Source organism: Mesorhizobium sp. WSM4816, from assembly GCF_055811535.1.
In genome coordinates, this window is record NZ_JBVVQR010000012.1 from 39593 (window position 1) to 62745 (window position 23153).

Genomic DNA, 23153 nt, shown 5'->3' on the forward strand with positions numbered 1-23153 from the left:
GGCTGCTGGTCTGCGTCAGCTCAGATGCGCCACCGAGGATTATTTCTTCTGGTTGGCTTCCTGCAGGATCATTGCCGATGCCTTCTCCGCGATCATGACCACGGGAGAGTTGGTGTTGCCGGAAACGATCGTCGGCATGATCGAAGCGTCGACGACGCGCAGGCCAGAAATGCCGTGCACCCGCAGCCGGCCGTCGACCACTGCCGTCGAGCCTGCGCCCATCTTGCAGGTGCCGACCGGGTGGAAAATCGTGGTGCCGATATCGCCGGCCTTGCGGACGAGTTCTTCGTCGCTTTCATAATGTGCGCCGGGCAGCATTTCCTCAGGCGCGTAACGGGCAATGGCGCGCGCCTTCATCAAGCGGCGGACGTGGCGGAGCGATGCCACAGCCACGGTCCTGTCTCCCTCGGTAGACAAATAGTTCGGCCGGATCTTCGGAGCCGCCTGCGGATCGGACGCCTCCATGTGGACGGTGCCGCGGCTTTCCGGTCTGAGGTTGCAGACCGAAACCGTGACCGCGGGGAAGCGATGCAGCGGCTCGCCCAGCCGGTCAGTGCTCAACGGCTGGACATGGTATTCGAGATCGGGCGTCTGCAGGCGTGGGTCGCTCCTGGCGAAGATACCAAGCTGGCTCGGCGCCATCGACAGCGGTCCGCTGCGACGGATAGCGTATTCGACGCCCATAGCCGCACGGCTGAACAGATTGTGGTAGCGCTGGTTTAGCGTCGAGGCGTTGGCGACCTTGAAGACTGTGCGGATCTGCAGATGATCCTGCAAGTTCTCGCCGACGCCTTCCAGCGCGTGGCGAACCGGGATTCCTGCTGCGCCAAGCACGGCAGGTCGGCCGACGCCGGAAAGCTCGAGCAGCTTCGGCGAATTGATCGCGCCGGCGGCAAGGATCGTCTCGCCTGCCCGCGCACGATGCAGTTGGCCGCCCATGCGAAAGACAACGCCGGTGACGCAAGCTCCGTCGAAATCCAGCATCTCGGTCTCGGCGCCGGTGACGACGCGCAAATTCGGCCGTCGCAGCGCGCTGCGCAGGAACGCCTTAGAGGTATTCCAGCGCACGCCTTTCCTCTGGTTGACCTCGAAATAGCCCGACCCTTCGTTGGTCCCGCCGTTGAAATCCTCGGTCCGGGGGATGCCGAGTTCCTCGGCAGCATCGCGGAAGGCATCCAGGATTGGCCACGACAAGCGCTGGCGCTCGACGCGCCATTCGCCACCGGCGCCGTGAAGGTCGTTGGCGCCACCAAAATGGTCCTCGGACTTGCGGAAATACGGAAGCACGTCATCCCAGCCCCAACCGAGATTCCCGGCTTGCCGCCAGCCATCATAGTCGGCCGCCTGGCCACGCATGTAGATCATGCCGTTGATCGACGAGCAGCCGCCCAGAAGCTTGCCGCGCGGATAGTTGAGCGCACGACCGTTCAGCCCGGGCTCCGGCTCGGTCTTCATCAGCCAATCGGTGCGCGGGTTGCCCATGCAGTAGAGATAGCCGATGGGAATGTTGACCCAGTGATAGCGATCGCTGCCGCCGGCTTCCAGAAGCAGCACGCGCATGCCTGGATTGGCCGACAGTCTGTTGGCCAGCACGCAGCCGGCTGAACCCGCGCCGACGATGATGAAGTCGTACTGTCCAAAATCGGCAGCGGTCTGTGTCAATTGGACGTCCGTTCGCTTGCCATCCTGTCCCATAGCGGACCCATGGCCTTGTTGATCTCACCATAGAGACGATAGCGCCGTTCATAGACCGGTGCGATCGCGCAATTGGGCTGGTAGCATCGGTCGGGCGCGGTCATCGCGGCGGCGCCCGCAGAGAAGTCGGCAAATAAGCCGACGCCTGTCCCGGCTGCAATCGCAGCTCCCAGCGCACCTGTCTCACGGCTGCGCGCCACGGTCACCGGCACGTCCAGCACATCTGCGAATATCTGCGGCCAAACGGCGCTGCGCGAGCCGCCACCCGAAAGAACCGCCTGGCTGACAATGGCTCCCGCTCGATGCAACGTCTCGACATGGCGCCGGTGCTCGAAGACGACGCCCTCGAACAGTGCGCGCAGCATATGAGCCCGCGTGTGCCAGCCGGCGATGCCGTAGAAACCGGCACGCGCCTTGCCATTCTGCTGCGAGCCGTAAAGGAATGGGTGGTAGATCGGCATGTCTCCCGCGGGATCGACGGAAGCAACAAGCTCGCTGCAGATCTCGAATGGCGATGCGCCTGCCGGCGGCGCATGCTCGAAGAACTCACGCACGATCCACTCGAGATTTGCGGCCGAAGTGGCGCTCGATTCGATGGCGAGATAGCGCAGCGGATCGAAGGTCGACAGCATGAAGATAGACGGATCGCGGATCGGCTCTTGGGTGATAACCTGGTTGATGCTCCAGGTGCCGGCAATGATCGAGGCGGCGCCGGTGCTGGTGACGCCCGAACCGATGGCGCTGGCGACGACGTCGAACAGGCCCGCCACCACAGGCGTGCCCGCAAGAAGGCCGGTGGCAGCGGCGACATCGCGCGTGACATGGCCGGCGATGGCGGAGGCTTCCAGCACGTTCGGCAGCAGTTCCATGCAATCGCCGAGACCATAGGCGGCCAGCAACTCAGGCTCGTAGCGTCGGCTGGGCATGTGCAAAAGCCCGCAGCCCGACATATCCGAGGTCTCGGTCGAGCGCGTGCCGGTGAGGCGGTTGACGATAAAATCCTTGCACAGGAAGACGGTGCCTATTTTGGCAAAAAGTTCCGGATCATGGCGCTTGAGCCACGCCAGCAGAGTCGGCGTCTGCGCCGCCCAGGGCCGTTGCAGGCAGTGGATATAGGTCCGGTCGCCAACGCCTGCGGCCGCCCATTCGCTGACGATGCCGACGCCGCGCGTGTCGAGCGACTGGATGCCGAGCAGCGGGTCGCCGCCGCGGTCCAGCGCATAGAGCCCGTTGCCGTGGCCGGCGCAGCCGATCACCGCGATCTCGCGGGGGTCGATGCCCGACTGGTCGAGGCACTGGCGGATGACCTCGACGGCGTTGCGCCACAATTCGCCGAGGTCCCGCTCGACATGGCCGGGCTCTGGCATGCAGGAACGGCCGTCGCGAGCGGCAAGTGCGAGTTCGCGACCGGCGGTGTCGAAGATGATGGCCTTGATGACGGTATTGCCCGCATCAAGGCCAAGAATGTATCGCTGCATTGAAGCTCCTCCCAAGCTGCAAAGATTATTCTTGCTGGTAGAGCTCCCAGGCCGCCGCGCCGTCGGCATTCTCATGGATGATCGCCATCAATCCTCTCACGACGGCACGAGGGTTGGAATGCTGGTATATGTTGCGGCCATAGACCATGCCTGCCGCGCCTTGTGCCATCAGCGCCGCCGACTTGTCGAAGACTGCGCGCAAATCCTCCCTGCCCCCACCGCGCACAAGGACAGGACAGCGTGCCGCCGCCACCACCCGGTGGAAGTCGTTCGGATCGGTCGTCGGATCCGCCTTGATGATGTCGGCGCCCATCTCGCTGGCGAGCCGGGTCAGGGTGACGATCTTTTCGGGGTCGCCGTCGACCATGTAGCCTCCGCGCTCTGAATTGGGCAGCATTGCCAGCGGCTCGATCATCAGCGGCAAGCCATATCTTTCACAGTCGGCGCGAACCCTGGCAATGTTGTGGACGCATTGCCGAAACAGGTCCGGCTCGTCGGGCAGCATGAACAGATTGACGACCACGCAGGCCGCGTCCATCTCCAGCGCGCCGATCAGCGGCTCGGCTTCGTTCTGCAGGATGGCCCACATCGAGCGATGACGGGTTTTGTTGTATGGATTACCCATGTCTATGCGCATGACCAATGCCGGCTTGTCCTTGCCAGGCAGGGACTGCAGCAGATCGGCCTGGCCATAATTCATCTGAATGGCGTCCGGCCCCGCGGCGACCAGTTGGGCGACGACGCCGGCCATATCCTCCAGCCCTTCCAGGAACGACGGCTCGTTGCACACGCCATGGTCGATTGCGACGTCGAGACAGCGCGCCCCGCCGAACAGCCGGCTCATGCGGACTTTCTTGTTGATGCGCATTCGGCGCTCCTTCCTTGGTCTTTTTGCGATAGCTGGTCGAGATCGACGCCGTGCTGGCGCTGCAGCAGGGCGAGGAAATCGGTGCGCTCGAATGCCTTGCGCGCAGCATCCCACCTCTTTTCGACTGCGAGAATATCGAGAACCGCATCGAGAAGGCCGCAAGAGAGTGCACCGGTGATGGCAATTGTCGTGCGGCGGAGCAGCAGGTCCTCCAACTGCTCGACATATTCATTGGCGATGAGATACTGAATCTCCCGGACCGAGTAGTCGCTGCCAGGCAAGAGCTCGTCCTGTCCCGCTGCCAAAAAAGCGGCGACGGCATCCGCCACGGTGCCGTAGCGCGCGAACAGGCTGCGCATGCGGTCAAGCGACAGGCCATGCGCCGCCGCGCGTTCTGCGCACCATTTTTCGGGGGCCATGGGAAAATGCCGGCCGCCGCCGATCGGCATGTTTTCGGTGCCGACGATGCGCCGTCGGCACAATCGCTCGAGCACGATATCCGCTGCCAGTTCGCCGAACGACCGGAAGGTTGTCCATTTCCCGCCGATCATGCACAGCGTCGGCGGCACCATACCGGCGCCCTCGATGAGCTCGCAGAAATGATCGCGGGGAATGCGCCCGGTAAAACTGTCCCGGCTTATCGGTAGCGGCCTCACCCCGGTGAACTGAAAGACGATGTCGGTATCAGCGATCTCGATCCCGGGAAACACGAAGGACACGGACTGCCGGATGTATTGCCGCTCGTCGTCCTCGCATTGCGCCTTGTCGGGATCGTCGGCACGGATATCCGTCGAGCCGACCAGCACATTGCCGAGATAGGGGAATAGGATGCAGATCCGGCCGTCCTCGTTCTCGTAATAGATCATGTGGCCGTCGAGCGCGTCGTGAAGCTCGCGATTATCGACGATAAGATGCGATCCTTTGGTGCCGCCCATAAACTTCGGCGCAACGGCTCCGATAGCCGAATTGGTCAGGTCGATCCAGCCGCCTGTGGCGTTGACGACGAGCCGCGGCTTCACGGCGATCGTTTCGCCAGACAGTCCGTCGTTGAGCGCAAGGCTCGCGTCACCAAGCGATACACGTGCATAGTTGAGCGCTCGAGCGGATGGCTTTTCGTTCATGGTGTCGCGCAGCATCTCGGTACCCAGCCGCTCGGGGTGGCTGACCCAGGCGTCATAGTATGTCGCCGAATTGCGGATAGCAGGATTGATTGCAGGCCAGACCTTGAGTGTTTCAGCACGGCTCCAGAACTTGTGCGTCGGGACGATACGCCGTGCGGCGGTGAAGAAGTCATACATCGCCAGGCCGGTCTTGATGACCAATGCGCCGCGCCGACCCGGACGACGGCTTAGCCCAAGGAAGCGGAATGCACCATTTGCGATGCCTGAGAACAGGTCGAAGATTGGCACTGTGGTTGGCAGTGGCGCAACGTAATGCGGCGCGTTCTTCAATAGCCGATCGCGTTCTAGCAGGGATTCGCGGACCAGCTTGAACTCGCCGTTTTCAAGGTAGCGCAAGCCGCCATGAACCATGCGCGAGAGGGCTGCGCTGGCGCCGCAGCAATAGTCGCCCTTTTCGGCGAGCAGGACATCGACGCCCTGCAAAGCGAGTTCGCGAAACACGCTGATGCCGTTGATGCCGCCGCCTATCACGAGGACGTCAACATCGGGGTTCCCGCGCAAGCCGGCGATCGTCTGGACGCGATTCATCTCAGGACGCGCTTTCGATCACGCGTCTATCGCTACGAGATGCCCGGCCACCGCCGCATCGATCGTCCCCAGTTCCGCCGCGCTCAGTAAAATCTCCCCTGCCCTGGCGTTGTCGAGCGCCTGCGTGGCGTTTCGCGCTCCACACAACGCGAAGGTGATGCCGGGCTGCGCCAGCGTCCAGGCGATGACGATCTGCGCCATGCTTGCCTGGTGGATCTCAGCGACCGGGGCCAGGGCATGTTTCAGCGCGGCTACCTTGCGCCGGTTGGCCTGGGAGAAGCGCGGATTGTCTTTGCGCTGGTCGTCGCCGCTGAACTCACGCGCCGGATCGATGGCGCCTGAGAGCAGGCCGAGCGCAAGCGACGAGTAGCTGAGCGCAGCAACTTGATGCTGGCGCGCGATCGGCAGCAATGTCTGCTCGATGTCGCGATCCAGCATCGAATATCTTTCCTGGATCGCGTCGAGCTGGCCAGCGGCTACATACTGCTGCAGCTCGGCGGCATCGAGATTGCTTGCGCCGATGGCGCGGATCTTGCCAGCGGATTTGAGGCGTTCGAGCTCTTCCATCGTTTCGGCAATGGGTGTCGTAGGATCCTGCCAGTGAGTGATGTAGAGATCGATATAATCGGTGCCGAGCCGCCGCAGGCTCTGTTCCACCTCATAAGCGATGCCGTCGGCGCCGAGATATCGGTTCACCGGCGTTCCATCCTGATCGAAGAAGTGGTTGCCTTTGTTCGAATGCCAGTTCAGGCCGCATTTGCTGGCGATGACCGCGCGGTCGCGCCGGCCCTTGATGGCCTTGCCGACGATCTCCTCGCTGCGGCCGAGACCGTAGGCAGGCGCGGTGTCGATCAGCGAGACGCCGGCATCGATGGACGCCTGGATTGCAGCGATCGATTCCGCTTCATCCGTGCCACCCCACATCCAGCCACCGATGGCCCAGGTGCCTAGGCCCACCGCCGAAGCGACAACGCCGGACTTGCCGATTGAGCGGGTGATTTGTCGAGAATTCATGCTGTATTTCCTTCGGCTAGTTCGAGGATCTTCAGGCCGGTGGTTTCGTCGGTGACGAGAGTATCGAGGTGAGAGCCGCGCATGGCACTGAGGATCGGGACCACCTTGCTGGCGCCGCTGGCGACCCCGATCGACCGCGGAATGGTCGCGAATTCCTCAAGCGTCAGCGAGACCAGTGAGCGGTTGAGGCTGTAGTCGGCGAGCTTGCCGTCGCCGTCTATGAGATGCGCGAGCAGTTCGCCCGCCGCGCCGGAGCGCTCGATGGCGAGCCGGTCGGCGCTCGAGGACGGGTGCAGATCGTAGTAGCTCGAATCGTCAGCCAGGATGGAGCCGATGCCGACCACCGCAAGCGTTGCTTCGCGCGCCTTGTTGAAGATATCCGAAACGGCCCGGACGCCCATCAGCATGTCGCGTTGGGCCGGGCTGTCGGCAAACAGCGGCGCGTGAATCTGATAGGCGCGCCCGCCGAGCTTGTCGGCCATCAGAGACGCGACATGATTGACGTCGGTATAATGCTTGCCCTGGACCAGGCCGGTCGCGGGAACAACCTCGACGTCGTAGCTGCGGCTCGGCTTGAGGCCGGCGACGACGGCACTCACCCCCTTGCCCCCGGTGATGGAAATCGTGTCGCCGTCCTTGATCGTCTCGAGCACCAGCCTGGCTGCAGCCTCACCGACACGCTGAAGCGCAGTCTGCGGATTGTCCGAAACGGAGGGAACGACGACGGCCCTTTGGAGTCCACCGATCGCGACAAGTCGCGCCTCGATGTCGATCAGTTGCTCGACCGGCGACTTGATCTTGATCTCGACAAGCCCGAGTTGATGACCGCGTTTGATGAGGCGGTTGACGGTCGCATGCGAGATGCCGAGCTCCTTGGCGATTTCCGCCTGCGTCTTGGCTTCCATGTAATGAAGCACAAGCGCCTGATACATCTGGCGGACGATCGTGACGTCGTCCCGCGAATTGGGTGGTGACATGATGGATGCTCAACTCTCGCGCTGCTGCTCAGGACTTCCTGCGGTGCAGGAAGTGGTCGATCGATACCGCCGCGAGCAGGATGCATCCCTTGATCATGTCCTGCCAATAGACGGAAACGTCGAGCAGGATCAGCGAGCTTGTGACGACCGAGAGCAGCGCCATGCCCAGTATGGCGCCGAAGATGGTGCCCGAGCCGCCATTGAGCGATGCTCCGCCAATCACCGCCGCGGCGATGATGTTGAGCTCCATGCCAGCGCCGAAGGTCGGGGTCGCAGCGCCAAAGCGTGACATATAGATGATGCCGGCAAAGCCCGCGAGGGTGGAGCAGAGAACCGTGACCCAGAATTTGACCTGCTTGGTCTTGATGCCTGAAAATTGGGCCGCCTTCTCGTTGCTGCCGGTATAAAAGACCTTGCGGAAGGCCGTGGCACGCCGAAGCAGAAAATCGAATATGGCCACGACCACAACAAAGATGACGATGACATAAGGCACATTGCCGAAGCTGCCCTGGCCGATCGCCTTGAACCCGGGCGGCAGGGTGAACAGCGACAGCGGGGTTCCCTTGGTGATGACAAGACAGAGACCGCGCACGATCACCATCGCCGCCAGCGATGTGATGAAGTGATTGAGCCCGATAACTGTCACGAAGAAGCCCATCACCGCGCCGATCAGTGCGCTGGCGCCTATGCCGATGAGGCTCGCGGTCCACGGGTCCAGACCCATCAGGAAAAGAGCGCCTGACACGACCATGGAGAAGCAGACCACCGACCCGACGGAAAGGTCGATGCCGCCGACTATGAGGAGTATCGTCATGCCGACCACGACGATGCCTTCAATCGAGAAGCTCATCAGCATGGCGCGGAAATTTCCCCAGGTCAGGAAATGCGGCGAAGCGAATGTCATGGCGATGCACAGCGCCAGCATGATAGCGATCAGCCCCGCCTCGCGCATCGACCCAAGACGCAGCCAGTTGCGCCCGCCAAGCCCGGGGGCGCTCGCCTTGATTTCAGCGTCCATGAGGGTTCCTCCGGTCTGTCTAAGCGACATTCTGAACCTGCCTTGCGTTTGATCGTTGCTGCCGGAGACCCGAAGCCAGCAGCATGATTGCCTCTTCGGTCAATTCGTCAGCCCCCAGTTCGCCGACGATGGCACCTTCGTGTATGACAAGCACCCGGTCGCTCAGTCCGATCAATTCCGGAAGCTCGGATGAAATCACGATGACGCCGACGCCCCGCTCGGCGAGATCGCGCAGCAGGCGATGAATTTCCACTTTGGCGCCCACATCGACCCCGCGTGTGGGTTCGTCCAGAATGACCACTTTGGGGCCGACCGACAGAAGCCTGGCGATGGCGACTTTCTGCTGGTTGCCACCGCTGAGCGTCGACACCTGTGTCTCGATGCCGCCCATGCGCACACCGTGGCGCACGACCAGGTCGGTGGCTTGCTTTGCCTCGGCGCGGCGATCGAGCAGCCCAAGCGGCGTGGTCAGCTTCCGAAGGTCGAGCGCGGAGATATTGGATGCAACCGACAGGTCGAGGAACAGGCCCGACGCCTTGCGGTCCTCCGAGAGGTAGACGAGGCCTGCGCGCACCGCATCGCTGTAGGTCCTGATGCTGACCGGCTCGCCATTGAGTTCGACCGATCCCGACACTTTCGGGCGCAAGCCGCAAACGGTCTGGACCATCTCGCTGCGACCGGCGCCAATCAACCCGCCAACGCCAAGAATTTCGCCTGCTCGAAGCGTGAAACTGACGCCAGCGGAACCCTGTCGATAGGAGAGATTTTCGACCGACAGCACAGGGCGGTCCGTACGCCGTTCAGGCGAGAGCTTTTGCGGATAGAGCTGCGTGATTTCGCGCCCGACCATCTTGCGCACGACATCATTGGGAGTGACCGAAGCGATGGAATCGGTCGCTACGTATCTGCCGTCACGAAACACCGTGACGCGGTCGCACAGGCTGAAGATCTCCGCCATGCGATGGCTGATGTAGATGATTGAAATTCCGCGCGCCTTGAGATCGCGGACGATTGCGAAAAGGCGCTGCGCCTCGGTCTCGGTCAGCGCGGCCGTCGGCTCGTCGAGCATCAGCACCCGGCATTCGAGCGTCAGCGCCTTGGCGATTTCCACAAGTTGCTGGTTGGAAATAGAAAGGTCGGCGACCGGCGTCTCGACCGGGATCGGCGCCAGCAGGTCCATTATCTTCTGCGCATCGGCGTAGAGCCGGCGAAAATTCATCAGCGGCGCGCGCCGATTGTTGACGGCCGCCATGAGGATATTCTCGGCCACCGTGGCATCCTGGCAGAGCGCGATTTCCTGATGGACGAGGCCTATGCCAAGCCGCTGCGCGGCGGATGGCGATGTGATGGTGACGTTGTTGCCTTCGAGACGAATGGCGCCTTCGTCGGGTTGCACAATGCCGGCGATGATATTCATCAGCGTGGACTTGCCCGCACCGTTCTCGCCGCACAGCGCATGAATTTCGCCGCGCTGCAGCGTGAAATCGACCCCGGTCAGCGCTTTGATGGCGCCGAACGATTTCGAGATGTCGCGGATTTCAAGAATGGCGGAGGCAGTCACTCCGTCCCCCTTCAGCGTTGAAATTGATGATATGGCCCGGGTCGAGGGGGGGGGGGGGCGCCCCCCCCCCCCCCCGGCGGGGGGGGCCCCCGCCCCCCACCAACCCCCCCCCCGCGGGCCGCTGCGCGCCCACCTCTCCCCCGCTTCGCGGTGGGCGGGGAACCCAGGTCTTGAGAGGTCGGCGGGACTACACCCTCCGTCCTGCCGGACATCTCCCCAGCAAGGAGACAGCAGCCGCTTCAGTTTTCGCCAACCACCAACGCTGGAACGGTAAGCGGATTGGGCAGCGCAAACCTGAAGCGATTGCCTCCACCTGCCCTCCACGCTGCTTGACAATCCGCCCTATTTGTTCTCTTTATGTTCACACAAAAACCCACCCTCAGGACAATGCGGCGTTCGAACCGCCGCGGGCGAACGGGCCGGATGGAAGCCAACATCCTCCACGCTGATCTGGACGCTTTCTATGCCTCGGTCGAACAGTTGCTCGACCCCGCCCTGCGCGGCAAGCCGATCGCCGTTGGCGGCGGCGTCGTCTTGGCCGCGTCCTACGAGGCCAGGGCTTTTGGCGTGCGCGGCGGCATGCCGGGGCGGCGCGCGCGTGAACTCTGCCCCGGGCTGATTTTCGTCGGCGGCCATTTCAAGGATTATCAGCGGCTCGGCGATGCGGCTATTCAAGTGCTCGGCGATTTCACCCCGGTGGTCGAGCGGATTTCCATCGACGAGGCCTTTGCCGACGTCGCCGGCTGCACCCATCTGTTCGGCCCGCCGGCCGAGATCGCGACAACCATCCGCCGCCGCGTGCGGGCGGAGCTCGGGCTACCGATCTCGGTCGGCGTGGCGCGCACCAAGCACCTGGCCAAGATCGCCTCGCAGGTGGCCAAGCCCGACGGGCTGGTGGTGGTCGATCCGCGCCACGAGCTGGAGTTTCTGCACGACCTGCCGGTCGAACTGATGTGGGGCGTCGGTCCGGTCACCAGGGAGCGGCTGGCCGGCATTGGTGTGCGCACCATCGGCGAGCTGGCGAAGTTTAACGCCCAATCGCTGGAGCGCCTGCTCGGGCCGGCGGCGGGCGAAAAGCTCAACGCGCTGGCCTGGAACCGCGATCCACGAAAACTCGAGACGCAGCGCCGGGCACTATCGGCCGGCGCTCAATCGGCGCTCGGCAGGAAACCGGCCGAGGCAAAAATCTTCGTGCCCACCCTGCTGCATCTGGCCGACAGGGTCGCCACCAGGCTGCGGGCGAAATCGCGGCCCGGCCGCACGGTGACGGTCCGCGTCCGCTTTGCCGATCTGCGCTCGGTGACGCGTTCGGTCACGCTCGACCAGCCGATTTCGGCAACCGCGATGCTGGCCGAGATTGCCGAGGCGCTGGTGCGCAAGGTGCTTGTCGATCATCCGCACGAAAAGACCATCTCGCTGCTGGCGATCGCCGTGTCGCATCTGGAGAAGCAACCTGCCCTGCAGCTGGAACTGCCGCTCGGCCTCGACGACGACCGCCGCCGCCCCGGCACCAGGAAAGGCACGGCACGCTGGACCGCCGACCGCGCCATCGACAAGATCCGCGACCGCTTCGGCTGGGAGGCGGTCGGCTACGCATCGGTCGCGCTCGGGCAGTCGCGATCGGTTCCCGACGCGTTTCGCGAGCTGGCAGAAAAGGAATTGTAAGTAATGGAAGGCAGTAGGCAGTAGGGGAGTAGGGGAATGGCCCCTTGAATGGCTTCCTCACCACCGCCCACTGCCCACTGCCCGCTGCCTACTGCCTACTGCCTACTGCCTACTCGCTTCCCAGCGGCGCCACGGCCGGTCCGTTCAAGGCCGTGCCATCGATTGCAAAATGCGAACCGTGGCAGGGGCAGTCCCAGCAGCGCTCGAGCGAGTTCCAGTGGACGTGGCAGCCGACATGCGTGCATGCGGCCGAGCGCTTGTAAAGCGTGCCGTCGTCATCGCGAAATGCGGCGATCTTGCTGAGCCCTTCACGGACGATGGCACCTTCTCCCGGTCGCAGCTTATCGACGGAATCGATCTCGCCAGGCGCGATATATTCGGCAAAACTCTTGATCGCCGTCGCATTCTCCGACAGGTAATCGCCGATCGCGCCTGCCGTCTTGCGCGACGGCTCGTAGAGTTCGCGCCAGGGACTTTCCTCCTTCAGAATCAGGTCTGAAATCAACAGGCCGGCGACAACGCCATGGGTAATGCCCTGGCCGGAATCCCCGGTCGCCACAAAGACGCGGCTGTCGCCAGGATTGCGGCCGATGAACCCCACATAATCGACCGTCTCCATCACCTGCCCGGACCACCGGTTGATTTCCACGCCGACATCGGGCACCAGCCTTTTGGTCCAGGCCGTCAGGGCCGCGAAACGGTCACCGGCATCATCGGCCTGTCCTGTCTTGTGGTCTTCACCTCCGACGATCAGGAAGTCGGTTCGACCGTCGCCAGGCTGAAGCCGAACGTAGTGATAAGGGTCTTCAGTATCCCAATACAGCGCATCCGGTATGGTATCGCGCGCGATCTCGAACGACATCGCGTAGGTTCGATAGGGCGCTTGCTTGGTGTGAAGCGCGACCCGATCGTTGATCGGCGAGTTGGTGGCGACAACGGCCGATCTGGCAGACACGGTAGAGCCTGAAACCGTGGTTACATGCACGCCGCCATCAGTCTCCTCGACCTTTTCGACGATAGTATCAGCATAAAGCACGCCGCCGCGCGCGCGGATGGCCGCGGCCAGCCCGCGGAGATATTTGAGCGGGTGGAAGGTCGCCTGATTGGCGTATCGAAGGGCCTGCACATCCGAAAAGCCTGCAAATGGCACGCCCCTAGTCTTCTCGACCTCGACACCGATCTTCAGAGCGGCGTCCAGTTCGCGCGTGATATCGGATTCCTGGCTGCCGGAAGCCGGAAAGAGAAAGCCATCAAGGCGCCGGAAATCGCAAGCGATACGCTCGGTCTCCTGGATGGATTGGATACGGTCGATAGCGGCCGATTGGCTTTGGTAAAAAATCCGCGCCAGGTCCTCGCCGCGCAATTTGGTCAGCTCCGAAAAATAGTCGTCGCAGACAGATGACAGGTGCGCAGTGGTGCGAGCCGTCATGCCGCTTCCGATCCGGCCGCGATCGAGGACAGCCACCTTTTGCCCGGCGACGGCCAGTTCGTAGGCGACTGACAGTCCGGCAATCCCAGACCCGACGACCACGACATCGACCTGTTCGCTTTGCCCGAGCGGCACCGCATCGGGCACGACTTCGGTCGCCGCCCAGAGCGATACAGTCCTTTCATCGCTGACATTCATCGGCGGAGCCTCCCATCCACGATATTCGGTAACGGATGCGAGAATTCAAAGTTCCTCGACGCTTTGAATGCCGACAGAGGCGGCCCTGGTCGTCAGACCAAAAGCGTTGCGCTGCCCCAGGCGATCAGGGCGATGCCGGCTGCCCGGCCAACCCACAGGCCGGCAGGAAACAGTTTTTCCGCCAGCACCAGAATGGCGAGCGCGGCAACCCACACCAGATTCATGACGCCACCCACGAACAACAACGCCATCAGCATCCAGCAGCATCCGACACAAAACACCCCGTGCAGTGCGCCGAGGCGCAGCGCGCCAGTTGCGTGCGGACGCCAGTGGCGGGCAAGGAACGCCGTCGGTGCCCGGCAATGCGACAGGCAGGCGTTCTTGAAGGGCGAGAGCTGATAGATCCCCGCGCCGATCAGGACGATGGCTGAAAGCCAGCGGCTCTGCGAACTCATCATCGTCGCGGAAACGAAGGCTTCGCGTTCGAGCAGCCAATGCAATGCGGTGGCCGCGACGGAGAACCCCAGCCAGACCAGGAGGTAGCCTGCCATGAACACGCCGGTCGGCGCGAGCTTGTCCTGGATCTGACCCTGTGCCAGCGCATGGCGATGCACGCGCGCATAGAGCAGGATGGTCGGCGCCGCACTCGGCGACATCATGGCGATCATCATGACCCACCACATGGCGATCATCAGCGCCCAGTTCGCGGCCCCCCAGGCCCGCGGCTCCCCCGCGATGTCCATCGCGCCCCTATCCGTGCCAGACATGTTCATCGCGCTCATGCCCATGCCGGACATATCCATGCCAGACATGTCCATGCCGGGCATGTCAGAGGTCATATCGGATGTCATGTTCGGAGTTTGCAGGTGCGGGAATAACGCGAGCGTCGACATCTCCCACGCATTCATGCCGATCCCTGCGCCGGCGGCGATGTAAAGCCAGGCCAGCAGGCACAGCGCCACCACGCCCGCAATCGTGATGACGCGGTCGCGTCTGAGCAGCCGTTCCAGTGGCGACCCGCCGTTCATGCGCCGCGTCAGGCCCGCACCACCCCGTGATTGTTGAGATGCAGCCGCGCGAACTGGCCGTAACTGTCCTTGGTGGTCACCTGAACCGGCCCGCTGGTTGTGCTCGAAGCGCTGCCGATCTCGGCGACCGCATATTCGAAGCCGTTCGGCAACACGATCTGGGCGCGCGAGTCCGCGCCCGTCACCTTGTTGCGGATCGGTTCGCCGACCGTTTCGATGTAGTCCTTGACGAAGATGCGGCCCCTGCGGCCGTCGACATCGAGGTCGAGATCGATCCTGGTGAAAACCGGCTCGTTCATTTTTGTCACGGTCGAGGCGTAGACGGCGAACATCGTCGCGAACGGGTCGGTGTCCTGGCCGGTCATGATGCGCAGCAGCGCGTTACGCTGCTGGTCGGTTGCCTTCTCGTCGACGAAAGCGATGGCTTCGCCGTTGCCCTCGTGGATCGCCCCGGGCCATTTGAAGATCGCGGCGATGCGCAGGCCGTCGAGAACGGTCTCGCCATGATGACCTTCATCGATCTGGATGCCGGCCACGGCATGGCAATGGCCCTTGTCGGGCAGCGCATTGAATTGACAGTTGCAGCCATATTCGCAGGTGCAATTGACAAGTTCGCGTCCCTTGATTTCCCAAGACGTCATACTGTCCTCCCTGATCTCGAAATATTAGACCATCATCATACACCTGGACTCTTCCCTCTCAAAGGCGCACCCTCAAAAAGGCGAAACCCAAGCGAGAGTTTCGTCCAAGGCTTCACATGTTTGAGATGCGCCGCTGATTGTTGACCTGTCCGGATAATCTCCGGGTGGGGCAAACGTTCATTGCGCCTATCCGTGTTCAGGCTGCGGCCCAAGGCACCTGCAGCCTGTTTCCGGATCAACTGGGAGGAAACAACATGCCTGATCTTCAACGCAGAGAACTTCTTGTTCAGGGAAGTGCTGCCCTCGCCGCAATTGCTGCTCTCTATACCTCGCGTCGGGCTTACGCTTTTCCAACACGGCCGAGCGAGGAGGTTGTTCGGTGGCTGGACCAGCCGACCGAAAATCCCGATCCGGTCGGCATCCAGAAGCAGCTTGTCTGGGAGGATCTGGATAGCTGGATAACGCCGAACGACAAGTTCTTCAGCATCTCGCATTTCAATCGACCAACGATCGACGAGAAGACATGGTCGATGGAGATCGGCGGCCTGGTCAAGAAGCCCTTGAAACTGACTCTCGCCGACATCAAGGCGCGGCCGCGCCAGGAGGTCGTTTTCACAGTAGAATGCTCGGGCAACCACGGTTTTCCGTTTTTCACCGGCGGCATCGGCAATGCCCGCTGGGCAGGGACGCCGCTCGCCCCGATCCTCGAGGAAGCCGGCGTTCTGGAAGATGGCATCGAGGTGGTCTTTTTCGGCACTGACACCGGCGAGGTCGCCATCCGCGACGTCAAGATGCAGCAGAACTTCGCGCGCAGCATGTCGCTTGCCGAAGCGACGAACCCAGACAATCTGCTCTGCTATGAAATGAACGGAGCCGCCTTGCCGGCGGCCAATGGTTTTCCGCTGCGGCTGATTGCTCCGGGCTGGTACGGCATCGCCAACGTCAAGTGGCTGGAGCGCATCGAGGTGCGCGACACCCGCTTCATGAGCCTTCTGATGGCGCGTGACTATGTCACCATCCGGGAGGAAGAGCGCAATGGCGAGACCGTGTGGACCGAGGACTCAGTCGGACGAGCGCTGATAAAGTCCGCGCCCGCGAAGGTCACCCGCAAGGAATCGGACTACCGCATCATTGGGGCAGCCTGGGGGGCACCGATCGATCGGGTAGAAGTGCAAATCGATCAAGCGCCATGGGCACCGGCGACCATCGACCGCAGCGAGGAGGCCGAACACGCCTGGAAGATCTGGTCCCTGGACTGGGCAAATCCGTCTCCTGGAGAACATACGGTGACCTCGCGCGCGGTCAGCACCACGGGACAGGTTCAACCGGCAATGGACGATCCCTTGATTGCCAAGAAACACACATACTGGGAAAGCAATGGCCAGGTGACGCGCCGCGTGCGTGTCGTTTGATAGACTTTGCTGCACGCGCGAAGGTGAAGCAGGCAGCGCAGACTGGTTGTCCAAGCAATCTTTAGGTCAGCTTGCGGAGGCAAAATAGACGCGTATCGTAGATGCCCGGAACGACCGCTTCGGTGAACTGTTGCGATTCGTCTCGTCTATTGGGGACGAGCAAGTGACGCCAGGAGACATCCAACACAGTTTGTGGCGCAGTAGAACTATTTTAGACCAGACCATCGCTCGAAAAAGAGGTCACCGGTTTTTCGAACAAAGCGATGCGCAAACAAGAAGTTACAACGGTGCGCTTGATCTCTTTTTCACGCGCACCGCTGTAGCGCCGGATCAGATCACGAAAAAATCGTCGGCCAGCAGCGTCGGCCTGTTCGTCAGCGTCGCGAGCTCTGTCATGCCGCCTGCGACGTTTCCGTTGGAATCGTAAAACAACGTACCCGTAACCTTGTCATAGACGATGTGGTCGTCGGCGTCGTGCGCGCTAGTCCCAGCGAAGAAGTACCTTGGATCGAGGGCTCCCGTGGTGGCTCCAAGCCCCTGCATTACCGAATTCTGGAGCCTGAATGCATCGGCCGTATGGTTGAAATCCGTGATGATGTCGCGGTTGGCCACTGAGAGCGGCGCGCTGAAAACGAAGAAATCGTTGCCGGCGCCACCAGTAAGCCGGTCAATGCCCAGGCCGCCCGTTAGTGCATCGTTGCCACCCCGCCCAAGCACGGTATCATTGCCTCGGCCGCCGTCCAGTTTGTTGTCGCTGTCGTTGCCGTCGAGCACATTGTCGAGGGAATTTCCCGTGGCTCCGACGTTGGCGTTTCCGGTCAGACGCAGATTTTCTACCAGCCGGCGATCGACCGCCAGTGAGTACGTGACCAAGCTGAAAATCTGGTCGAGGCCCGCTTCGTCGATGACGTTGTCCAGTACATTGTCCACATAATAGGTATCGTTGCCGGCTCCGCCATTCATCAGGTCGGCCCCGGTCCCGCCATCGAGAAGGTCGGTGCCATCATAGCCCGCTAACCGGTCGCTACCCGCTCCACCCCTTATGGTGTCGTTGCCGGCAAGGCCGTCCAGCGTGTTGTTCCCATTGTTCCCGGTCAGCTCATTGTCGGAAGAATTGCCGCGACCATTGATAGCGCCAAGGCCGATGAGGGTCAGATTTTCGACATAGCGTGGCAGTGAATAGGTGATCGAGCTGAACACCGAATCGTTGCCCGCCGCATCGCCCTCGACCACGCGGTCGAGCGCATTGTCGACATAGTAGGTATCGTTGCCTGCGCCGCCCTCCATCTTGTCGATTCCGACCCCGCCGGAGAGCAGGTTGTTGCCAGCGTTGCCGACCAGCGTGTTGTCGAGTTCGTTACCCATCGCGTTGATGTCGGCAACGCCGGTGAGCGTGAGCTGCTCTATTTGCTGGCCGGACAGCGAATACGTCATCGAGGTGATGACCAGATCGATTCCGGCGCCGTCAGCCTCAATGACTACGTCGAGTGCGTCATCGACGCGGTAGGTGTCGTTGCCGAAACCGCCGGACATTTTGTCAGCACCGGTTCCGCCGTCCAGCACGTCATCAAAGCTGCCGCCGTTCAGGATATCCGCCGCATCCGTCCCGGTCAGGTGCTGCTCCATCACGTCCGGCGCGGCATAGGCGCGGACGTAGTCGATGACCATCTTGTAGGTGCCGGACGCCCGCTCGACCTCAAGGGGATTCATGGCAAGCGAGGCTATCATATAGAGCGGCGTGCGGAAGGACTCGCTCATTGGAAAGCGGCTCAGCTCCTTGCCGTCATAGTACACGGTGATCCAGTCCGTCGTGATCCTCGCGCCATAGGTGTGAAACGCCCCGTCGAACATCGAACTGGCGAGGCCCGAATAGTTGCCTTTCGAAGCGTGGCTTTCCTTATTGCTCAAGTGCACCGCCTGGTGATGACCATCGGGATCGCCCCCATACGCTTCAACGATGTCGACCTCGACGCGTGGCACAGTCTGATCGGGCGACAGCATCCAGAAAGCCGGCCAGGCTCCCGCCCCGCCGTGAAAGGCTGCGCGCATCTCGAAGTACCCGTACTCTTGCGCGAAACCCTGGCCGGCGCTGTTAACAGTTTGCATCGTTCCCGACTGCCAGACGCCGTCCACCTGCTTCATGGTAATGGTTAGCTTCCCGTCAGAGACGGAGAACGGATTCGTTGCCCCTACCGGCGACATGAACGTGGCGGCCCCATAGGGGGCGTGTACCGGCGCGAACCACTTGCCGGTGCCGTTGTTCGGCACGACATCAAACGTATTGAACTCGTCAGAAAAGGAGAGCTTGAACCCGGAGAGGTTCAGCTTCGATCCCTTGTACTGTCCAGTCCAATCGCCAGGAAGAGCAATCGCAGCCATTGATGGGTTCCTCGTTCACGCAACATTTTCGCGGTGACCCCCACCAGATCTAATCGTCCATTTGTTAACGGAAGTGTAATGGACACCGATTCCCCCGCAAATGGGGTCAGTGCGGTTATCCCCAACGTTCACGAGAAATTTGGGAGATGTCGCAAATCGGTTGACGTAGCCGGGACTCGATACTGCGTATCTTCCGATACCGTCACGCCGGGCTCGAACGTCGCCGCCAACCAGCCGCTCTTTCTCCGCCCGCTGGCGGACGACGCTCAATGCAGGCGCGACGGCCGGCCTGTCCCCTCTACCTCAACCGCAGGCGCCCTCCCGCGCAGCGGGTTCGTTCCCCGACCCTTCTCGGACCTTCGGCAGGTTCACCTATTGAACCGCAGACGGCCGGAATAACCTGGAAATCGGTCGCCAGCGTCAGTCCTTGGATGCCGTGATGACGAGCGCCGGCATGTCGAAAGCGACGGCGCCGGCTGCTGTCACGTAAGGCATAAGTGCCCGCTCGGCCTCCTCCAGAAGCCGCTTGAACTGCTCGTTGTCCAAAAGCCCGCCCAACGTCCAGACGCAGGCTCTTTCAGTCGAGATCAGCGTCTCGATCGAGGCAAAACGGACCGTTCCGCGGTGCCGCTTCACTTCGGCACGCTCTATGCCTGCCTTCGCGCAGAGCGAGCGCAGCAACTCCGCATCGCCGAGCACAAAGGGCGCCCGGAACGCGTTGGCAACGTCGCTTCCAAACAGCCGATCAAGCATATCCGCCACTGCGGCATAGCCGGGCGACTGGTCGAGCGGTCCGCAGACCGCGACGGCCAGCCGGCCGCCGGAATTGACCACGCGCATCATTTCCCGCAGTCCGGCTGCTCGATCGTCGAAGAACATCAGGCCGAACTGGCTGACTGCGGCGTCGAAGCTTTCATCCGGGAAAGGTATCTGCTCGGCGCGCCCTTCTCGCCACTCGATGCGAGTGCTTTTGCGGCGGGCAACGCAAAGCATATCGGGATTGGGGTCAAGCCCGACCACCTTGCCCTCCGCGCCAACGCGGTCGAGGGCTGCGAGCGCCAGCACACCCGTACCGCAGGCAATGTCGATCACGCAGTCGCCCCTCCCTATTCCCGCCTCGGCGGCGACGATAGGCCCCCATTGTCGGAACAGCGCTGGAACGAACAGTGAGTCGTAGATTTCAGCCGGAGTTTTCGATGTCTTGCCCCGGTAGGTCTGGACCGCCGCTTGCTCCGATCCCGGCGTTGCACCTTCAAGGAACACTGCGTTGGATCGGGTTCCGGCGACGCGAAGCGCCTTCAGCGGCTCGTATTCAGGCGATGAGTACCAGCGCTGGGCATGCTCGCCGTCGGCAAATTCGACGATGACCGGATAGACCGGCTGCCAGTCTCCTTCGACAAGGTCGGACTTCCCGCCCAGCACCAAATAGCGCCCTCCATACTGTTCAACCGTTGCAAAGACCCCTGCCAGATACTGCTCGACCTTGGCTTGGTCGGTGATTTCACGCACGTCGAAGAAGCAATAAGTAGACATGGCCGACCTCCGTTGATCGCATGGACTCCACGGGATGCGCGGTGGATATGCTGTTCGGCGCATAGTAGGCTTGGCCATGGGCACGCTCCATGACCCAGCGTCTCAATCGCTTGCCGCAGCGTCCGTTCCTGCGCCATCGCCTGGGCGGCCACCGAAAGAGGTCGTTGCCGATGCCGCACCTTCGGCCGCGCCGGACAAGGATGTGCTTTCGGATGTGCTGCGCGTGATAAAGCTCACCGGCGCGCTTTTCTTCTGGGTCGATGCCTCTTCGCCCTGGAGTGTGGAAGTGCCGCGGGCGGATTCATTTGCCCATCTCATCCTGCCGCGCGCCCAACATGTGATTTCCTACCACATCATCACCCAAGGATCGGGCTCGGTCAGCATCGGCGACGGTCCGCCGATGGAATTTGCCGAAGGCGACATACTTGTGATCCCGCATGAGGATTCGTACGCGATGTGCAGTGCGCCCGGAGTGCGGTCCGGTTTGAGCCAGGAAGATTCGCTCGATTTCTTTCGCGCCATGGCGGCCGGACAACTGCCCTTCGTGGTCAACGAAGGTGGCGACGGCCCCCTCCTGACCAAATATGTCTGCGGTTTCCTTGGCTGCGATGCACGGCCGTTCAATCCTCTGCTCGGGGCCCTTCCTCCGCTGATACGCATCCGGCGCGCGGCCGGCGCACCAAGCGACCTGCTCGACCGGCTGATCGAGCTAACGCTGGCAGAGGTGTCCGTTCAACGACCTGGCGCTGAATGCATCCGCCTGCGCCTCAGCGAGCTGATATTCGTTGAGGTCGTTCGCCGCTATCTTGAGGCACTACCGCCGGAGCAGGCCGGCTGGCTGGCCGCCTTGCGCGACCCCGCCGTCGGCCGGGCCGTTGCGCTTGTCCACGAGAATCCGGCGCGTGGCTGGACAATTGAAGAACTCGCACGCGAAACCGGCGTCTCGCGGTCCGTCCTCGCGGCCCGCTTCACGCGTCTCGTCGGCTGCCCACCGATGCAGTATCTCACGCGATGGCGCGTACAACTGGCCGCACGACTGCTCACTGATGGGCTGGCCAAAGTCTCGGCGGTCGGGCGTGATGTCGGCTACGAGTCCGAAGCGGCCTTCAGCCGGAGCTTCAAGAAGCTCGCGGGCGTCTCGCCGGCTGGCTGGCGCGACGGCCGGCGCGGATAACGGGCGGCCGGAGGCCGACCCTCCCCCTACCCCTCCACAGTGCTGATCTCGGCATCGATCAGGCACCAGGGTGCATAGCGAAAATCGCGGATCTGGACGACCCGCTCGTCCCGCCATTCGACCAGCATGAAGCCGCGCACCGCGCCGTCCGGCTCCTGCGGGTTGCGGATCAGGATCGCCGGCCGGCCGTCAACAAAACCCAGCGACAGCGCCCAGTCGCTGATGCGCTCGTAATTGCCGAAATAGGTCGACACTTCAGCCTTGCCGCGCATGCGGAGCCGGGTGACCAATTCGAGCTGGACATCCTCGGCGATCAGCGCCCTGATCGCGTCGAAGTCGTGCGCGTTGAACAGATCGACATAGCGGCGCAGCCGCCGCTCGTCATCGGCGTCGAGCCGTGGCGCGGCAGCCTGTTCGGGCTCGGCTGCCAGCAGGCGCAACTGCGCCCGCCCGCGATGCAGCGCCGCCTTGGTGGCGGCCAGCGTCGCGCCGGTCACCTCGCAGGTCTCATGCAGCGAAAGGCCGAGCACGTCGACCAGGATCACGGCGCTGCGCTGCGCCACCGAGAGCTGCATGAAGCTGCGCAGGCCGGCCGTCGCGGCGAGCCTTGAGTCGGCGCTGCCGGAAGGATCCTCGATCGTGGTCATGTCGGTCTCGGTCATGCGCGACCTTTCCCGATGGCGCCGGCGCAGATGATCCTGCACGGCATTATGCGCGATGCGAAACAGCCATTGCTCGGGCCGCTCGACCGTCATGCTGCCGTCGACCGCCTGCAGCGCCTTGACCAGCGTCTCCTGGACGATGTCTTCGCCGTCGATCACCGAGCCGGCCATGCGGGCGCAGTAGCGGTGCAGTTTTGCGCGCAACCCGGAGAGCATCGCCTCAAGCGCCGGCCGATCGAACTTCGGTTGGATCATGGCGTCCATTCTATCCGGCCTTGCTCTCCTCAAGCACACGGTAGTTGCCGATGATTTTGGCAGGCGATCGCTTGACCGGCGTCGAGCGCCGTTCCGCATGGTTTTGCGTGAACGCCTCGAAGGCCGCAAGCCCGGTCAGCGCGGATGTGTCATTTCCTTCGCCGACGACATGGACGAACTCGCCGTCGTCGAGTTCGAGCACGAGATAGCGCACGCTCTGCGGCGCCGTTTCATCCAGCGTCTCGAACACTTTTGCCACCAGCGCGCGGTTCTCTTCCAGCCCGGTGTCTTTCACGCTGTAGCGAATGAGTTTGTAGCCCATGGTTCGTCTCCTGAATGGTTGGTCTGAGCAGAAGACGTTTCGCGTTCCCGAAAAGATTCTCGCACGCTATAAATTTTTTCGGCCGCCCGGATCGACTTCCACCTGCGGACGGCTAGGCAGCAGCCATCGAGGAGC

18 protein-coding genes are annotated in these 23153 nt (G+C 62.4%); 3 read left to right on the forward strand and 15 right to left on the reverse strand.

The annotated features are described in order from the left end of the window. Positions 1–39: 39 nt before the first annotated feature. The 8 genes from AC0L3H_RS15265 to AC0L3H_RS15300 are packed head-to-tail and all read right to left on the reverse strand — an operon-like array spanning position 40 to position 10320. Positions 40–1662 (reverse strand): GMC family oxidoreductase, encoded by a 1623-nt coding sequence (locus tag AC0L3H_RS15265; protein ID WP_473586007.1) that lies wholly within the window; start codon positions 1660–1662, stop codon positions 40–42. Continuing rightward, on the reverse strand, positions 1659–3173 hold the full coding sequence (locus tag AC0L3H_RS15270) for an FGGY-family carbohydrate kinase (protein WP_473586008.1): 1515 nt from the start codon (positions 3171–3173) through the stop codon (positions 1659–1661). The genes AC0L3H_RS15265 and AC0L3H_RS15270 overlap by 4 nt, the downstream gene beginning before the upstream one ends. Positions 3174–3198: 25 nt before the next feature. After that, positions 3199–4041, reverse strand: coding sequence for a class I fructose-bisphosphate aldolase (locus AC0L3H_RS15275; protein WP_473586009.1), 843 nt, complete (start codon positions 4039–4041; stop codon positions 3199–3201). Further along, the gene (locus tag AC0L3H_RS15280) at positions 4014–5750 is read right to left on the reverse strand and encodes a glycerol-3-phosphate dehydrogenase/oxidase (RefSeq protein WP_473586010.1); all 1737 of its coding nucleotides are present in this window, start codon (positions 5748–5750) and stop codon (positions 4014–4016) included. The genes AC0L3H_RS15275 and AC0L3H_RS15280 overlap by 28 nt, the downstream gene beginning before the upstream one ends. An 18-nt stretch (positions 5751–5768) precedes the next feature. After that, the gene (locus AC0L3H_RS15285) at positions 5769–6764 is read right to left on the reverse strand and encodes an aldo/keto reductase (RefSeq protein WP_473586011.1); all 996 of its coding nucleotides are present in this window, start codon (positions 6762–6764) and stop codon (positions 5769–5771) included. After that, positions 6761–7741, reverse strand: a complete 981-nt coding sequence (locus tag AC0L3H_RS15290) for a sugar-binding transcriptional regulator (protein ID WP_473586012.1) — start codon at positions 7739–7741, stop codon at positions 6761–6763. Before AC0L3H_RS15290 ends, AC0L3H_RS15285 begins: the two co-directional genes overlap by 4 nt. Positions 7742–7769: 28 nt before the next feature. Next, on the reverse strand, positions 7770–8759 hold the full coding sequence (locus AC0L3H_RS15295; protein WP_128172110.1) for an ABC transporter permease: 990 nt from the start codon (positions 8757–8759) through the stop codon (positions 7770–7772). Between the two features lie 19 nt (positions 8760–8778). Further along, positions 8779–10320, reverse strand: coding sequence for a sugar ABC transporter ATP-binding protein (locus tag AC0L3H_RS15300; RefSeq protein WP_473586013.1), 1542 nt, complete (start codon positions 10318–10320; stop codon positions 8779–8781). Between the two features lie 423 nt (positions 10321–10743). On the opposite strand from AC0L3H_RS15300, the gene dinB reads away from it, so the two are divergent. Beyond that, positions 10744–11985, forward strand: a complete 1242-nt coding sequence (gene dinB / locus AC0L3H_RS15305; protein WP_473586014.1) for a DNA polymerase IV — start codon at positions 10744–10746, stop codon at positions 11983–11985. A 109-nt stretch (positions 11986–12094) separates the two neighbouring features. Here the strand turns inward: dinB and AC0L3H_RS15310 are convergent, their stop codons facing one another. From AC0L3H_RS15310 to AC0L3H_RS15320, 3 genes are all read right to left on the reverse strand, one after another. After that, complete coding sequence (locus AC0L3H_RS15310; RefSeq protein WP_473586015.1) at positions 12095–13612, reverse strand: FAD-dependent oxidoreductase; 1518 nt, start codon at positions 13610–13612, stop codon at positions 12095–12097. Between the two features lie 92 nt (positions 13613–13704). Beyond that, positions 13705–14640 (reverse strand): DUF2182 domain-containing protein, encoded by a 936-nt coding sequence (locus tag AC0L3H_RS15315; RefSeq protein WP_473586016.1) that lies wholly within the window; start codon positions 14638–14640, stop codon positions 13705–13707. Positions 14641–14648: 8 nt separating this feature from the next. Further along, on the reverse strand, positions 14649–15281 hold the full coding sequence (locus AC0L3H_RS15320) for a DUF1326 domain-containing protein (RefSeq protein ID WP_077382542.1): 633 nt from the start codon (positions 15279–15281) through the stop codon (positions 14649–14651). Positions 15282–15535: 254 nt separating this feature from the next. Between AC0L3H_RS15320 and AC0L3H_RS15325 the strand changes: the two genes are divergently transcribed. Beyond that, a complete protein-coding gene (locus AC0L3H_RS15325; RefSeq protein ID WP_473586017.1) occupies positions 15536–16693 on the forward strand; it encodes a sulfite oxidase in 1158 nt (385 codons plus the stop codon). 330 nt (positions 16694–17023) lie between these two features. Here the strand turns inward: AC0L3H_RS15325 and AC0L3H_RS15330 are convergent, their stop codons facing one another. Further along, complete coding sequence (locus AC0L3H_RS15330; RefSeq protein WP_473586018.1) at positions 17024–19072, reverse strand: family 16 glycosylhydrolase; 2049 nt, start codon at positions 19070–19072, stop codon at positions 17024–17026. Between the two features lie 420 nt (positions 19073–19492). After that, entirely contained in the window at positions 19493–20605 is a 1113-nt protein-coding gene (locus tag AC0L3H_RS15335) for a DUF1330 domain-containing protein (RefSeq protein ID WP_473492853.1), read from the reverse strand. A gap of 76 nt (positions 20606–20681) precedes the next feature. On the opposite strand from AC0L3H_RS15335, the gene AC0L3H_RS15340 reads away from it, so the two are divergent. Further along, complete coding sequence (locus tag AC0L3H_RS15340) at positions 20682–21779, forward strand: AraC family transcriptional regulator (RefSeq protein WP_473492852.1); 1098 nt, start codon at positions 20682–20684, stop codon at positions 21777–21779. Positions 21780–21805: 26 nt separating this feature from the next. On the opposite strand, the gene AC0L3H_RS15345 is transcribed toward AC0L3H_RS15340, so the two are convergent. Together AC0L3H_RS15345 and AC0L3H_RS15350 are read right to left on the reverse strand one after the other, a co-directional pair. After that, a complete protein-coding gene (locus tag AC0L3H_RS15345; RefSeq protein ID WP_473492851.1) occupies positions 21806–22696 on the reverse strand; it encodes a sigma-70 family RNA polymerase sigma factor in 891 nt (296 codons plus the stop codon). 10 nt (positions 22697–22706) lie between these two features. Next, positions 22707–23018 carry a hypothetical protein gene (locus tag AC0L3H_RS15350; RefSeq protein WP_023799082.1) on the reverse strand — a complete coding sequence of 104 codons (312 nt, stop codon included), beginning with the start codon at positions 23016–23018 and terminating at the stop codon, positions 22707–22709. Positions 23019–23153 lie beyond the last annotated feature (135 nt).